The organism is Mucilaginibacter conchicola (assembly GCF_003432115.1).
Taxonomy (GTDB): Bacteria; Bacteroidota; Bacteroidia; order Sphingobacteriales; family Sphingobacteriaceae; genus Mucilaginibacter; species Mucilaginibacter conchicola.
Genome location: NZ_QWDC01000002.1, coordinates 536,087 through 551,088, shown reverse-complemented (window position 1 = coordinate 551,088; position 15,002 = coordinate 536,087). Strand labels below are relative to the sequence as shown.

The 15,002-nt window shown below is 42.3% G+C and carries 13 protein-coding genes; 8 read left to right on the top strand and 5 right to left on the bottom strand.

All coding sequences use genetic code 11. The features are described 5' to 3' along the window. Nucleotides 1-89 precede the first annotated feature (89 nt). Entirely contained in the window at nucleotides 90-2,618 is a 2,529-nt protein-coding gene (locus tag D0C36_RS12085; protein ID WP_117391887.1) for a PIG-L family deacetylase, read from the bottom strand. Nucleotides 2,619-3,141: 523 nt separating this feature from the next. Between D0C36_RS12085 and D0C36_RS12080 the strand changes: the two genes are divergently transcribed. From D0C36_RS12080 to D0C36_RS12065, 4 genes are read left to right on the top strand one after another with little or no spacing between them, the layout of a single operon-like run. Beyond that, a complete protein-coding gene (locus D0C36_RS12080) occupies nucleotides 3,142-3,786 on the top strand; it encodes a TetR/AcrR family transcriptional regulator (protein WP_117391886.1) in 645 nt (214 codons plus the stop codon). Continuing rightward, nucleotides 3,773-5,131 (top strand): TolC family protein, encoded by a 1,359-nt coding sequence (locus D0C36_RS12075; RefSeq protein ID WP_117391885.1) that lies wholly within the window; start codon nucleotides 3,773-3,775, stop codon nucleotides 5,129-5,131. Before D0C36_RS12080 ends, D0C36_RS12075 begins: the two co-directional genes overlap by 14 nt. A gap of 12 nt (nucleotides 5,132-5,143) precedes the next feature. Further along, a complete protein-coding gene (locus tag D0C36_RS12070) occupies nucleotides 5,144-6,196 on the top strand; it encodes an HlyD family secretion protein (protein ID WP_117391884.1) in 1,053 nt (350 codons plus the stop codon). A gap of 4 nt (nucleotides 6,197-6,200) precedes the next feature. Beyond that, nucleotides 6,201-7,742 (top strand): DHA2 family efflux MFS transporter permease subunit, encoded by a 1,542-nt coding sequence (locus D0C36_RS12065; protein ID WP_117391883.1) that lies wholly within the window; start codon nucleotides 6,201-6,203, stop codon nucleotides 7,740-7,742. A gap of 224 nt (nucleotides 7,743-7,966) precedes the next feature. Here D0C36_RS12065 and D0C36_RS12060 read toward each other — a convergent pair whose 3' ends face one another. After that, the gene (locus tag D0C36_RS12060) at nucleotides 7,967-8,551 is read right to left on the bottom strand and encodes a carboxymuconolactone decarboxylase family protein (protein ID WP_117391882.1); all 585 of its coding nucleotides are present in this window, start codon (nucleotides 8,549-8,551) and stop codon (nucleotides 7,967-7,969) included. A 107-nt stretch (nucleotides 8,552-8,658) separates the two neighbouring features. Beyond that, nucleotides 8,659-9,204, bottom strand: a complete 546-nt coding sequence (locus tag D0C36_RS12055) for a peroxiredoxin (RefSeq protein WP_117391881.1) — start codon at nucleotides 9,202-9,204, stop codon at nucleotides 8,659-8,661. Nucleotides 9,205-9,422: 218 nt separating this feature from the next. On the opposite strand from D0C36_RS12055, the gene D0C36_RS12050 reads away from it, so the two are divergent. The 4 genes from D0C36_RS12050 (at nucleotide 9,423) to D0C36_RS24915 (ending at nucleotide 13,168) form a co-directional block, all read left to right on the top strand. Further along, the gene (locus D0C36_RS12050) at nucleotides 9,423-11,330 is read left to right on the top strand and encodes a YARHG domain-containing protein (RefSeq protein WP_117391880.1); all 1,908 of its coding nucleotides are present in this window, start codon (nucleotides 9,423-9,425) and stop codon (nucleotides 11,328-11,330) included. Beyond that, complete coding sequence (locus D0C36_RS12045) at nucleotides 11,327-11,956, top strand: DUF2306 domain-containing protein (RefSeq protein ID WP_117391879.1); 630 nt, start codon at nucleotides 11,327-11,329, stop codon at nucleotides 11,954-11,956. Before D0C36_RS12050 ends, D0C36_RS12045 begins: the two co-directional genes overlap by 4 nt. A gap of 79 nt (nucleotides 11,957-12,035) precedes the next feature. Beyond that, nucleotides 12,036-12,905 (top strand): PfkB family carbohydrate kinase, encoded by an 870-nt coding sequence (locus D0C36_RS12040; RefSeq protein WP_117391878.1) that lies wholly within the window; start codon nucleotides 12,036-12,038, stop codon nucleotides 12,903-12,905. 47 nt (nucleotides 12,906-12,952) lie between these two features. Further along, nucleotides 12,953-13,168 (top strand): GDCCVxC domain-containing (seleno)protein, encoded by a 216-nt coding sequence (locus tag D0C36_RS24915; protein WP_117391877.1) that lies wholly within the window; start codon nucleotides 12,953-12,955, stop codon nucleotides 13,166-13,168. Nucleotides 13,169-13,265: 97 nt separating this feature from the next. Here D0C36_RS24915 and D0C36_RS12030 read toward each other — a convergent pair whose 3' ends face one another. Further along, nucleotides 13,266-13,922: an MAE_28990/MAE_18760 family HEPN-like nuclease gene (locus tag D0C36_RS12030; RefSeq protein ID WP_117391876.1), complete on the bottom strand. Its 657-nt coding sequence runs from the start codon at nucleotides 13,920-13,922 to the stop codon at nucleotides 13,266-13,268. Beyond that, entirely contained in the window at nucleotides 13,922-14,947 is a 1,026-nt protein-coding gene (locus D0C36_RS12025; protein ID WP_117391875.1) for a DUF262 domain-containing protein, read from the bottom strand. Before D0C36_RS12025 ends, D0C36_RS12030 begins: the two co-directional genes overlap by 1 nt. Nucleotides 14,948-15,002 lie beyond the last annotated feature (55 nt).

Genomic DNA, 15,002 nt, shown 5'->3' with positions numbered 1-15,002 from the left:
TGAAAAATATATTAACTCATTGCCGCCGGCTTCAGCCGACGGTTCTTAAAGCAATAGAAGCTGGCTTTAGCCGAACAACCAGAAGATTATCAGTTTTTAGGCTTACTCAATAAATTTATAAATAATCTATACGCGCCGGGCACGCCTGCAGGCAATTCCCTAAAGAAAGCCAGCGAGGTATATACAAAACGCCCTTTGCCATAATTTGTTACCAGCAATGAGCCTTTATTTGGTGCCATACCGGTGTCATTCATTTGCAAAGGGGTAGCGTAATGGCTGTCGATATTATCAGCAAAGTAAAGCCCGCGCTCCTGTATCCAGCCATTAAAATCGGCGTCGGTTATTTTGTTAGGATAGTTTAGCACAGCATTCTGCGGGTCAGTTACGGTTACTTTGGCATCTTCTTCGGTAACGCGTTGGTTAACCAGTGTGAAGGGGTACGGACCAATATCTTTGGTAACCAAACCGTTGTTCACATTGTATTGTACTACCAAATTGCCGCCGTTGTTTATATATTCCATTAAACGCGGCTGCTGGTAAGCAATGCGCTGACTAACATTAAATGCACGTACGCCCAATACAATGGCATCATAAGCAGAAAGGTCGCCGTTTAGGATCTCGTTTTCGCTTAGCAAATGTACATCGTAACCCACTTCGCGTAATGATTCTGGGATCAGATCGCCGGCACCGGCAATGTAGCCTATCTTTTTACCAGCAGTTTTCAAATCAATGCTTACCAGTTTAGCCTCTGCCGGCGGGAAGATGGTGATAGCCGGAATGTGGTTGTAGCGTATATCCAGGATGCCCTGAGAAAAGGTTTTGCCATTCACATTTACATCAGCCTGTAGTTGCGCAACATTGGTTTTGGAGTCAGTAGGGGCAATGCTGAAAGTTGCCGTCCACTCATCGCCTTTATGTTTGTTGCTGAAATCTATCTTAGCGGGGCTGATCTTCCAACCTGCTACTTGTTTCAGGCTGATGCTACCGGTTGAGTTAGTGAAGCTTTTTAATTTAAGCTGTACGGTTTGTGGCTGCGTGTTATTAAATACGTAAAGCTTCTCGGCAAGGTTGGCAGTTACCGGTGGCGTTATCTCTAATGGCTGATAGATCTCGCCACGGGCAGGATCAACGTATTTGTACATTACTTTTCTAAAGTATGTAAGCTTTTTCCCATCAATAGTGAAATCAAACTTTGCTGTAGGAACATCTTCGTTTTCAGGGTTGCCCGCAAGAGTATCGTTAGCAAGCGAGTAACTGCCTAAGCTACGAGGTGATTCCAGCCAATACGGTTGTGAATTTTTATTAAGAAATATGGGTGGCAACTCCCTTGTAAGTAATTGGTTCGGCTCCAAAACATATCCCTTAATATTTATGGCCGTGCTGCTTATCTCGTCGCCCAAATTTATTTTCAATGCACTGATAGGAAGTTCGTATGGCGTTATTAGTTGCGCAGTTATATTCAGCTTATCACCTACTGCATAAACCGGTTCTTTAGCATACGCTTCAAACCACAACCCCGCACACTGCGCTATCAGGTCTTTTAGTTCTTTTGTTTTTTGTTTGTGCCAGTAGTCGTAGCTGGAGTTGGCTACTTCGGTTAATCTTACTGTCTGAAATGCTTTGTTGGTAGCCACAGTTTGGTCAACATCGCCCAACAGATCTACCAAAGACTTCACCGACGCCTCCGGTGCATCGCTATTAAATGCTTTATTGATAGCGATAAGCTTGGTTGCGATAGCCGTACCGAACGGTATTCTGTTCCAGCTTAGATCAACGCCATCCATCAGATCATTTTTTGGGGCATCTCCCAGGATAGTTTTGAAATACTCAAAAGCATCACCGCGTTGGCGTGCCGAGCCAAAGCCTTGTGTTTTGTGGTTGCTGCGGCTTTCGGCTGCTATTTCACCATAGCTTTTTCCCAGCACAGCGTTGTATCCACCTACGTTTATCTTAAATTGATCTGGTGAGGTAGTATTCACACTGCCAAAACTGAAGGTATTCCATAATAAACGCTTGGCCTGCCATACGCCTACATATTTCAGTTGCTCTGGGTAACGTTTTGGATCTGCAGCAGCGCTGAATGCTTCCTGCGCCAATATGGCCGATGCGGTGTGGTTACCATGGCCGCCTTCGCCGGTGGTTGGAAAACGACAGATCATTACATCGGGCCTAAAGTTGCGGATCACCCATACCATATCGCCCAACACTTTATCCTTGTCCCAAAATTTTAATGTCTCTTCAGGATTTTTTGAAAAACCAAAGTCGTTGGCACGGCTAAAAAATTGCTCTGCACCATCAACACGGCGTGCCGCTAACAGCTCCTGGGTGCGGATCAGGCCTAATAATTCGCCTTGCTCGGTGCCTATCAGGTTTTGCCCGCCATCGCCGCGGGTTAATGAAAGGTAACCGGTGCGGTAATGTTTTTCCTGAGCCAGGTAGCCCAGCAGACGGGTATTCTCGTCGTCAGGGTGGGCGGCTATGTAAAGCACGCTACCCAGCACGTTCAGCTTTTTAAGGTTTTGTTTGATAGCGCCGATATCAGACGACGGCGCAGTTTGCGAAAAAGCCTGTGAGCAAATGAGTAGCAGGGAAAAAGTTAACGACGATAAGCGTTTCATGCTGGCAAATATATCTGAAAGATAGCGGGATAAATATAACTTAATTGTCAATAAGTAAGGCCTCTCCCCAAACCCCTCTCCGAAGGAGGGGGGCTTTTAAATGCCGAATGATTTAAGTCTCCCCTGTCGGGGGAGATTTAGAGGGGGCTTCTCAAAAAAATGAAAATCACGTGTTTTTACGTGGTTTTTTATGAACCCCGCTGTTTACTTTTGGCATGTCTAAACCTTATTATAATAAGACTATAGCAAACTTATAGTGCAAGTAAGTTTTAATATAGTGAATATCAGTTGTGTTATTGGAATAAGCTCTGATACGAAAGCCGCGCGACGCGGCTTTTCGTTTTTACAAACAATTGGTTCAATAATTGCTTCAAAACATATCGTTCCGTGTAACTCATACACACCCTTAATTTAATCAATCGATTAATTTTTTCTTTCTGTAAATCAATAACTTATAATCAGATGACAATTGTGTGACTACATTAATCAATCGCTTGATTAATTTTGTGCGGGACAAAAGAAAATGGAAAAAGAAAAAGTAGATAAAAAAGACCACATACTTGATGTTGCCGAGCGTGTTTTTGCCGAGCAAGGCTACGATGGTGCATCAACCCGTATGATATCTGGCGAGGCCGGTGTTAATATGGCTATGCTTAACTATTACTTCGGCTCTAAAGAGGGTGTGTTCCTGGCCATTTTTGAGCGCCGCATCTCTGCTTTCCAGGCTACCCTGTTAGGTATAGGTAACGATGAAGATCTTGATGCATGGGGAAAGCTGGCACAGTTTGTTGACCGTTACCTTGATAAGGTGATCAATAACAATTGCTTCCATATTATGCTTAACCGCGAGATCTCTAAATCTAAGAAGACCGACCTTACAGATAAGATCACCAGTATAGTGATGAAGAACGTTTATGTTTTTCAGGACATTATTGAAGATGGTATTAAAAGCGGCGCCTTTAATAAGGATGCAGATAAAGAGTTGTTGGTGGCTACTATGTTCGGTACTAAAAATTACATTGTTAATACCCCGCACATATCATCGGCAATATTAGGGCACGATGTGATGGATCTGAAGACACAGGAAGAGATCATCAAACCCCGCCTTAAAAAATATATGAAAACACTCCTCAAAGCTTATTTAACCCACGAAAATGACAACAAATAACATATCTCCGAAACCTTTATTTAGCAAAACGCTAAAGGCCGCCGGACGTATTGCCTTGCTTATGCTGGCTACGTTTGCTGCCGGTAGTGCTTTTGCGCAAGACAGGGCCATTACGCTTGAAGAAGCCCTGAAGCTGGGCATCGACAATAGCAAGGTGCTTAAGCTGTCGCAATCACGTATTGACCAGGCAGTATCGCAGTACCAACAAGCCAAAGACCGCTCGCTGCCTACCGGTAAAGCCAGCTTTGGTTACAACCGTGCGCAGATTCCTGCCAACACTTTAAACCTTGGCGAAGAAAAATTCAGTCTGCCAACCAGCGCCAATGCATGGTTAGGTACTTTATCGCTTAACCAAACTATATGGGCAGGCGGTAAACTGCGTTACGCACAAAAAAGCACCGAGTTACTTACCGAAGTAGCCCGTTTGGATGCCGATAACGATAAAGACCAGATAGCTTACGCCGTTATTAATGCTTACTACAACCTTTACAAAGTGTTGCAAAGCAAAAAGGTAGTTGACCAAAACTTAGCTACTATTGATGGCCAGATCAAACAAGCGCAACGCTTTTTCGATCAGGGCTTAGTTACTAAGAATGATGTATTACGTTTCCAGCTACAACGCTCAAACATCGAGCTGAACGGTATCGACCTGGAGAGTAATCGCAAGATCATCAACTATAACATGGATATCCTTTTAGGCTTGCCTGAAGGTACCGAGTTGAGCATTGCTCAGATAGATAATTCCGCCAAGGATATCGCACCGCTTTCAAATTACCTGGATAGCGCGATGATCAACCGCCCGGAGTTACGCCAGTCTGATGTACGTGCAAAAGTTGCCGATTACAATGTAAAAAGCATCAAAGCTAATTTGTCGCCAAGTTTATCGGCATCGGGTAGTGCTTACTACGTTGGTATCTCAAGCAATCCTATCCCTAAAAGCGGTAACTACATTACCCCTATATCATTAGGTTTAACCTTGGGTTGGGACTTTGGCGCACTTTGGACAAACAAGAACAAAGTGAAACAAGCTCAATTAGAGCGCGAAGAGGTGACCATTAACAAAGGCATCGAAACGGATAACATCCGCAAAGAGGTAAACGAAAATTACCAGACCTACAAAACCGCTGTTGAAAAGATAAACCTGCTGCAAACATCAATAAACCAGGCTCAGGAAAACAACCGTATCCTGGAAAATAAATACCGCAGCAACATATCATCATCAATAGACCGTGCTGATGCACAAACCTTACTGTACCAGGCAGAAATTAACCTGGAACTGGCAAAAGCCGACGCAGGCCTTGCTTACTACACATTATTAAAATCAACAGGAAAACTTAACAAATAATACTCAAACACAATGGCAACTCAGGAAACCGAAACTAAAAAGAAACCGAACAAAGTTCTCCCTATTATATTAGGTGTTATACTTATTGGCGGTGCTATTTTTGGTGTAAAAGAATATATATACTTCAGCAAACACGTTGATACCGACGACGCCCAGATTGACGGCGACATTAGCCCTGTTGTGGCACGCGTTGGTGGTTACGTTGATTCTATCTTATTTGAAGAAAACACCCACGTTAACAAAGACCAACTACTGGTTAAAATCGACGACCGCGATTACAAAGTAAAAGTTGAGCAGGCCGCTGCTGCAAGTGCAGGTGCAAGTGCCGGTATCAACGTAGGCCAGTCACAGATCTATGCTACTGCTGCTAACTCATCAAGTGCTAAGGCAGAAGTTGCATCAGCTAAAGCCCGTTTAGATAAAGTACGTAAAGATTACGACCGTTATGCTAACCTGGTGAAAGATGGTTCTGTAACACGCCAGCAATTTGACCAGGCTAAAGCCGACTTAGATGTTGCGCAAGCAAACTACCAGGCATCTCTTGACCAATACAAAGCTGCACAAGAACAAGTTGGTACAACCCGCAGCCAGTTAAAAGTTACCAATACCAGTGCAACCGGCCGCCAGGCTGAGGTTGATTTTGCTAAACTGCAATTATCATACACTAACATTAAATCGCCTGCTACCGGTTTAGCGGCTAAAAAGAATGTACAAGTTGGTCAGTTAGTACAGGCAGGTCAAACACTGTTCTCAATTGTTAACGATAACAGCTTATATATTACTGCAAACTTTAAAGAAACGCAATTAGAGAATATCCGCAACGGCCAAAAAGTAGATGTTAAAGTTGATGCTTACCCTGACCTGAAAATTGAAGGCCAGGTGTACAACTTCTCGCCTGCAACAGGTGCTAAATTCTCATTGTTGCCACCGGATAACGCTACAGGTAACTTCGTGAAAGTGGTACAACGCGTTCCGGTTAAGATCAAACTGAGTGGTAGCAAAGAGGATATCGCTAAACTGCGCCCTGGTATGAGCGTAGACGTTTCTGTAATTACAAAAGACTAATAAAATGGCTGAAACTGGCTTTAAAAAGTGGATAATTACCATTACGGTGATCATGGCATCGCTCCTGGAGCTGATTGACACGACCATTGTAAACGTAGCTATACCACACATACAAGGTAACCTTGGTGCAACCCTTGAGGATATTGCATGGGTGGTTACCGGTTATGCCGTTGCAAACGTTATCATCCTGCCCATGTCGGGCTGGTTAGGCGGGCGTTTCGGCCGTAAAAATTACTTCCTTACATCCATTATCGTATTTACAATAGCCTCGTTCCTTTGTGGTAACGCAACTACGCTTAACGAACTGGTTATCTTCCGTATCCTGCAGGGTATTGCCGGCGGTGGTTTGATCTCAACCGGCCAAACCATCCTGATTGAAACCTGGCCACGCGAGCAAATAGGTACCGCTACTGCACTTTTCGGTTTAGGTGCGGTGGTAGGCCCAACAGTAGGCCCAACCATTGGTGGCTGGATAACTGAGAATTACTCATGGCCGTGGATCTTCTACGTAAACTTACCTGTTGGTGCATTGGCGGCATTCCTTACGTTCACTTATATAAATGAGACGCCCAAGGAAGCCAAGAAGCCCATCGACTGGTGGGGTATTATCCTGCTGGCAGTTGCGGTTGGTAGTTTACAAACCATCCTTGAAAAAGGTGAGTCTGAAGACTGGTTTGCTAAAACGTACATTATTGTATTAACTGTTGCAGCGGTACTGGGTTTCATCCTGTTTATATGGCGAGAGCTGAGTACAGATCACCCGATAGTGAACTTCAGTATTATGCGGCATCGAAGTTTTGCCGTGGGGATGTTTACATCCTTTATACTCGGATTTGGTTTGTATGGTTCGGTATTCGTGTTCCCGGTGTTCTGTCAGAACCTTTTGGGCTTTAACGCACAACAAACCGGCGAGCTGTTGTTCCCTGGTGGTTTGTGTACCATTGCCATGATGCCTTTCATCGGTAAAATGCTTAACAAAGGTATCCCGGCGCAGTTTATGGCAACATTGGGTATGTTCTTGTTCTTTGTATTTACCTGGATGCTGAGCAACTCAACCCTGGCAACAGGCGAGAAAGATGTATTGATACCATTGCTGATTCGTGGTGTAGGTATGGCCCTGTTATTCGTACCATTAACTACCCTTGCAATGGCCGATCTTAAAGGCCCCGAAATTGGCCAGGGATCTGGTTTGAACAACATGATGAGGCAGTTAGGTGGATCATTCGGTATTGCGGCTTTAACTACGTTGATACACGTACGCCAGGGCTTACACCGCTCGAACCTGATCACTAACATTAACCCTTACAACCCGGCATTTACCGAGCGTTTTAACCTATTGATGCATGGATTTATGGCAAAAGGTAAATCGATGCTTGATGCTACGCACATGGCTTATGCAGCCATCGAAGGTACGGTAATAAGGCAAACCATGTTGCTTACGTATGATGATGCTTACTGGGTATCAGGACTGATCATGCTGTTCTCTATCCCGTTATTATACCTGCAGCCGTTTAAGAAATTGAAAGCGGTGGCAGATGCCCACTAAAAAACAAAGCCGTTCTGTTATTTCAACAGAACGGCTTCTTCCAAAAAATCAACAATTAAATTCTGTATTAACCCTTCGCCACGCTGCCTATACACAGTAATGTTGTAAAACAGCACAACATTGGGAGATTACTATCTTTAAGCCTTAAAATTAAGCCTTTTTAATTAACAAAGCCAAATTAAACAGGATTATTATTTTTGCACACAGGCCTTTTTAACCGTTGATTAGAAAATAATTTTACCGGTAGCGGTAACCAATGACGCTATTCTTACGGCGTCAAAAATGCGCTCCTCAGTAGTGCCTAATTTTATCAGCGAATCTTCGTGCGCGTTCACACACATCTCACAGCCGTTAACTGCAGATATAGCCAGGCTCATCAGTTCAAAAAACTCTTTACCGGTAACAGGTTTCATCATTAACTGCATACGGATACGCGCCGGGATCTGGGTGTATTTCTCTTTCTGCGTAAAATGCCTAAAACGGTAAAATATGTTGTTTGATGCCAGTAACGATGCGCAACCAACAGCTTCGGCAACATCGGCATCAGTAGCTTCGTTTTGCTTGGCAACGGTGGTATAATATTCTATAAGCGGTTTGTTTTGGTTGTTTACCGCGGTGCTCAGCGCCAGCAGGGCACACTCTTTAGCGCTGATGTGCTCTGAAGTAAGTACGCTGGTAAAGTTCAGTTTAAAATCGCGCAGGTAGCGGCTTTCGCCTGTTTCTAAAAGTTGCAGGGCATCGGTACGGTAATCTGCCGGCTGGCCTATAGTACCTAATATCTCTTGTATCAATTCGGTGCTTTCGCTCATGGGAAGTATAGATATAAAAATGTGCAAATTCCAAATGTGCAGATGATACTAATTTGCACATCTGCACATCTGAAATTTGCACATCAAATAATTATAAGATTAAATAATTATGCAGTTAAAGTTTCCTGGCCTTTTTCCCAGTTACAAGGGCAAAGCTCATCAGTTTGTAAACCATCTAATACACGTAATACTTCTTTAACGTTACGGCCAACGCTCAGGTCGTTAACTGATACCCAACGGATGATACCTTGTGGGTCGATGATGAAAGTAGCACGGTAAGCAATTTTCTCGTTTGGCTCTAAAATACCCAGCTCTTCTGCTAATGATTTTGAAGTATCAGCAAGCATCGGGAATTTAAGGTCGCGCAGGTCATCGTGGTGAGTTCTCCATGCAGCGTGAACAAATTCGCTGTCAGTAGAAGCGCCGATCAAACGGGTTTCGCGGTCACGGAACTCGCCAAAGTTTTTGTTGAACTCAGCAATCTCGGTAGGGCATACAAAAGTGAAATCTTTTGGCCACCAGAACATTACGGTCCAAACGTTATCTTCGTTAGTAAGGTAGTCTGAAGTTAAAGTTTCAAACTCTTTACCTTTTTCTAAAGAAACAACGGCAGTTTTACTAAAAGCAGGGAATTTTTGTCCTATTGTTAACATAACGGATGTATTTTTAAAATTTATGCAACAAAGATACGGTTTTGAGAGCCTCAAAGCCCATCTTTAGTTTCTATAGGATATAGGTTTTTTCTATGTTTTTAAAGGCTTGTATGTAAGTGTGTTATATACACAACTCCATCCAAAAGGCGTGTAAATAATGCGGTTTGCGGGGCTTTGAAACGCTTTTATAAATCAATTTGTTTGTTTATAATTGATACATGAAAACCAAACCTGTCATCATTATCGGCGCATGTATTATTGCATTTATAGCCGTTTTTTTGTTTGTGCGTTCAAAGCGCTTAGCCAACCCCGAGAAAGCCGAGGTTATGGCCTTCCTTAACCAGTTTAACGGCGCACTGCAATTACAGGATACCAAACTTGCCGCTACCTTTTTTGATGAAAGTATCGACAAAAAAACAGTTAACGGCCTGGTGAATGTATTAAGCAACAAAACCGGTCTCGGCACAAACGCAAAACCTTTATTTAAACTCGACCTGAATACCGAAGACAGCGAGATAAACTTTAGCAACCCCGAGTTAGCTGAGGTTTTCAGCGTTGTGCATCTTAATTATAAAGACATTCCGGAGAGTACTACCACATTAACTTTCACGCTGCATAAAACCGGCCCGCAGCAATTCAAAATATTTAAGGTTGATGCGGCTAAGCTGGCGGCTACCTATACCGCTTTTCAGAACAACATTATTAACCTTACCGTACCCGAAGAGAAGTTATTTAGCCCGCAAACGCTGGCTGCATTCAAAATAGCAGAGAGCCTTAAATCGCGTTACGATAGTATCTTATGGTTTCAGCAGATCAATAACAAACCATGGTTTTATGTTACTAAAGGAAAGCTGCCTGAGAGTTTATATTGGCCTACTGATGCAGAACGCGCAAAGCCGGAGTATAAGATGGGCTTGGTTAACGCTGATCTGAAAGAAGTGATACCTGTTGAGTACGATCTGATCCACAATATAGGCGGCACTATAGATGGGCTTATCGAGGTAGAAAAAGGCGATAAGAAAGGTTTTTATAGTACCGAAGGTAAGCTGATAGTGCCCGTAAACTACGAGCAGATATTACCGCTGAATGATGATGATAATATAGCGCTCCTTAAAAACGGGGCCGACTATTCTTATCTTAAAAAAGATCTCACCACAGGCGAACCCATAGCTGATTTTAAGATAGCTGATATCTTACCTAAGATCAAACATTATGGTGATTCATATAAGGTTGATGAAAAAACTTCTGACAAGTTATTAGAGTACAATAGCCGGGTTCAATTTACATCACTGATCATATCGCCATCGTATTTGGCAGAGTGGCACATGATGCCCAAATTTTTAGACCTGCCTGATAAACTTCGTCACCCTGGTGCTGATATGGAAGGCGATGGAGAGGGCTATGGCTATGTGGAAGTTAAATTTAGCGGAGAACAAAAAAGCGAGGACAATTGGTTTACAACGGCATTTTATTCTGTATTGGAAGATTACCTTGGCGGCAGGGGTGGTTTATATGAAAACAGAGCAATGCTGCTTGTTGATAAGAAACAGAACCGCATCCTGGGTTTTGATGCCAGCAGCTATCACGGTAACGGAGAGGGCGGCGCACCGGTAGATGGCATTTGCCGGGAAAACTTTGTTAAGGCTATTAACGATACGCTTTTTGAGTTTAAAACAACTTCAACCCTTTTTGCAGAAATGTATGCTAAAGACACCTACCTGGATGAGGGGCCTTATTATCATTATTTAGAGCTTAAGGGTGGCAAGCTGGTGGCAAAAGAAAGTTCGAGATTGTTCCCCACGCAGTTTGTAAAACTGGACGATTCTTACCTGGCGGGATGTTACAGTATAACCAACGGGCAGTATGATGAAAAACTGAAGCAAAAAACTTTAGACCATTTAACGCCGGAAATGCTGCAGTATATGAAGAACGAGATATATGCATCATACCATTACAAGTTTAAAAACCAAAGATGGGATAAGATATTTGATGACAGGTATTACGTGAATGAGAAGGATAAAAACGTTTCGGTAGAAGACTCATTAACCGCCATTGATAAATACAACATCAATTGGATAAACAGTAAACTAAACCCGCAGAAACCGGCGGTACTGGCCGCGCAATGAGGGTTGCTTACAGTTTATTAAGATACTTCGCTTTGTTTTGGGTAACGGTACTCTCAGTAGGTACTGTTATCCAATATGCTTTCTTTAAAGAAGGGAATTTCTTCCTGCGGATAAAAGAGCAGGCTGTAGCCACCGGCTGGTACATGCCTGCATTTTACTGCCACGTATTCGGCAGTAGTTTGATACTGATAGCGGGCTTTTTTCAGTTCTCAAAAACGGTGTACAGCAAGCCGCGTTTGCATAAAGCATTGGGTAAGCTGTATGTGTTGGGGATATTGTTCTTCGCAGCACCCGGCGCTTATGTCATGACGTTATTTATTAATCGTGGTGTGGGCGTATTTACATCATTCCTGTTGCAGAACACGCTTTGGGTGATATTTACAACCCTCGGCTGGCTTACCATTTTAAAAAAGAATGTTGGCAGGCATATAAAAATGATGCGCCGTAGTTATGCCCTCGCTTTTGGCGCTGTTACCCTCAGGTTTTATATATGGCTGTTCACGGTGCTGGGGTTCGGGGTAAATTTTAATCATAACTATCTTATCATCGCCTTCCTGAGCTGGGTGCCCAACCTGCTTGTGGCCGAGTGGCTTAACCGCAACAGTAAAGCCATAGCTTTGCAATAATGCCATGCGCTGCAATTGTAATTGGCAAACAGAATATTACATTTGTAACCCCGCGTAACATTCCATTTATATTATTTTAATGTTGTACGATATCTGTTGTATTGGGCATATTACCCTTGATAAAGTTGTAACCCCCAAAGCCGAAAAACACATGGCCGGCGGTACTGCCTTTTATTTCTCAAACGCCATCCGCAATATGGATGTGAAATACAAACTGGTTACAGCCGTAGCCGATAGCGAACTGCCGAGCGTTGCCAAACTCACCAACAAAGGCATTGAGGTTAAAGCCCTGCCCAGCCAGCATAGTGTATACTTCGAAAATATTTACGGAGAAAACCAGGATAACCGTACCCAGCGAGTGCTGCAAAAGGCCGACCCATTCACTGTTGATGACCTGAAAGATACCGAAGCTGTGATCTTCCATCTCGGTGCTTTATTGGCCGATGATATGTCGACAGAGTTTATTAAAGCGCTTTTTCAGCGCGGGAATGTTTCAATTGATGCGCAAGGTTACCTGCGCGAAGTATTAGACCAAAAAGTACACGCCATCGACTGGGCCGATAAACGCGAAGCTCTGCAATATGTTGATATCCTGAAAGTGAACGAACACGAATTGGAAGTACTAACCGGCCACGCTGATATTAAAGAAGGAGCTAAAGTATTAGCCGAATGGGGTGTAAAAGAAGTGGTGGTAACCCTTGGTAGCATGGGTTCTGTTATCCTTAACGATAATAACTTCTACACCATACCCGCGTACAAACCAACCGAGGTAGTTGATGCCACCGGTTGCGGCGATACCTATATGGCAGGCTACCTATACAAACGCGTTAAAGGTGCCGATATACAACAAGCCGGCGAATTTGCCGCCGCCATGGCCAGCCTCAACATAGAAGCATACGGCCCTTTTGAAGGAACTGAAGAGGATGTGCTGGCGATGATGAAGAGGTGATCCGATTATTACGATCGTAATTAAACAGTTTTAAACGATAGATTGGTATGGCAAAAACAATCCTGCTTCATTCCACGGTTACCTGCCCGGCCTGCCGGTTTCAAAGCGACGAAGAAATGCCGGTAGATTCTTGCCAGTATTTTTACGAATGTAAAAACTGCGCTGTGATCTTAAAACCCCTTAAAGGTGATTGTTGTGTTTTTTGCAGCTACGGTACCGTAAAATGCCCGCCTATACAACAGGGGGAGTCTTGCTGTGGGTAGTTGAACAAAACGCAAGCAGGGTACTTATGTAAGTTGAAAGCTTAACTCATTTTAGGACGAAATTAGAAACTTAGACCGGCGGGAGCGAGTGTAAATTTTATACTTTGTATTCTTCGCCAGTTGAGTAATTGTCAAACACATCTATTAGATAAGAACAAAATGCGGATGTTTCATTCAGTCTTGATTCTAACCGATTTATTTCAACGCCCGCACCTACTTCCGCAGCTGTTAGATTACCATGGGCGATATTAATTCTATGGCCAACAATTTCTTTTAGAGCTGATTGGAATTTAATATCGTGGCTATATGGCTTAGAAATGTTAAAGACGTTACAAATGCTTTGAAGTTGAGGAGCCTGAATATTTTTACCATCGGTGGGAAACAAATGTCCCTCAATCGCAACCTCGCTATTCAATAACAAGTGGTTAAACACTTCATGCCTTTTATCCCATTTAGCTCTATTTGCATTATTTAAAGATTCTAAATTTTGATGTAAGGCTAAACTGTAAAGAGAAGGTTTTAATTCAGTTATTTTTAACTTAGCTGAGTTTATATGCTCTATAGTTTGACTCACTAATTGGATTGCCACGTATTCAATTAAACCATAAAGTTGAACATAAACTAAACCTTTCAGTGTGTTTAAATGACGAGGAATACCCTTGGGTGCGGATGGAAGTTGTGGTCTCACAAATTCGATGATTTCTCGAATCTCAACAATGCGTTGAGTAGTATTAAGTTTTAAATCGTCATACATTATTTACCTAAAAACTTATCTCGGGAAAATTCTATCCTCTTTTTTACTTTACTTTTTGTGTTGGTAGCTCCAATAGTTGCACTTCGCAATTCAGGATCTATTATCCAGTCGAAATTTTTTAGGAAAAGCTTCTGGCCTGTTTTAATTGCTAAAGCTGCACCTACAGCAATACCTTCAAATAAATTAGTAGGAGTGGTTGTCCTATTTAAAGTAATTCCGTTAGGCATGCCTTTTAGTGCATCAAATGTTTTGTTGAAAACTTCTTCTGCATTTTTGTAGTCAAACTTTTTGGTAGATTCAGCCATGAAATCATTCAAAAAATCAACTACGCTATGATCGAAGAATTTATAGTTGTAATAAAACGCAAAAAATCTCAATATAAATTCTTCGCTTGTTGCATCACTTTGTTGAGCCTTCGTTAGTTTAACTGTCTTTTTAAAATTGATATCTGATGATAAACGTTTTAAAAAGTCATTAAATCGCCCTCGATAAACACAGCTTCTGATTTCTTGATTTGATAGCGCAACCCCGCCAGTATTCAATCTTTCAAATAAATCGAATCGTACCATTAAGTCACTTTTATCGCTTAATGTGGTTATTTTTAGTGGTTTGAGTAAAAAGTCAAGTTGTACTGTTTTTGGAAGTTGCTCGAATTTTTTATCGTTGAATGTTGTTAACTTGGTTAGTTCTGATAATGTTAGTACAGAAGAAAGTGTAGTCTTATCTCTTGCTTCCTTACTTCCTGCAAAAGATATTATGCTACTTAGTCTTTGAACACCATCAATGAGTTCCCAAGTGCCGTCTCCATTCGCAGCCATGTATAGACTCGGAACAGGAATTCCTAAAAATATAGATTCAACTAATTCTGATTGTCTTTCGGTGTTCCATCGAAATTGGCGTTGATAGTCTGGTGCTATATCAATGATATTATCAGAAACCATTGATATTAATTCTTTAACGCTTATATCGTAGGTGTTGAAATCTACCTTGCGCTTTTGTTCACTTAGTTGAGATGTTAAATCCATGGAAGAAAGTATAAGTTAAAACAATAAGTGTTTAGTCGACAAACAAAGTTAATCA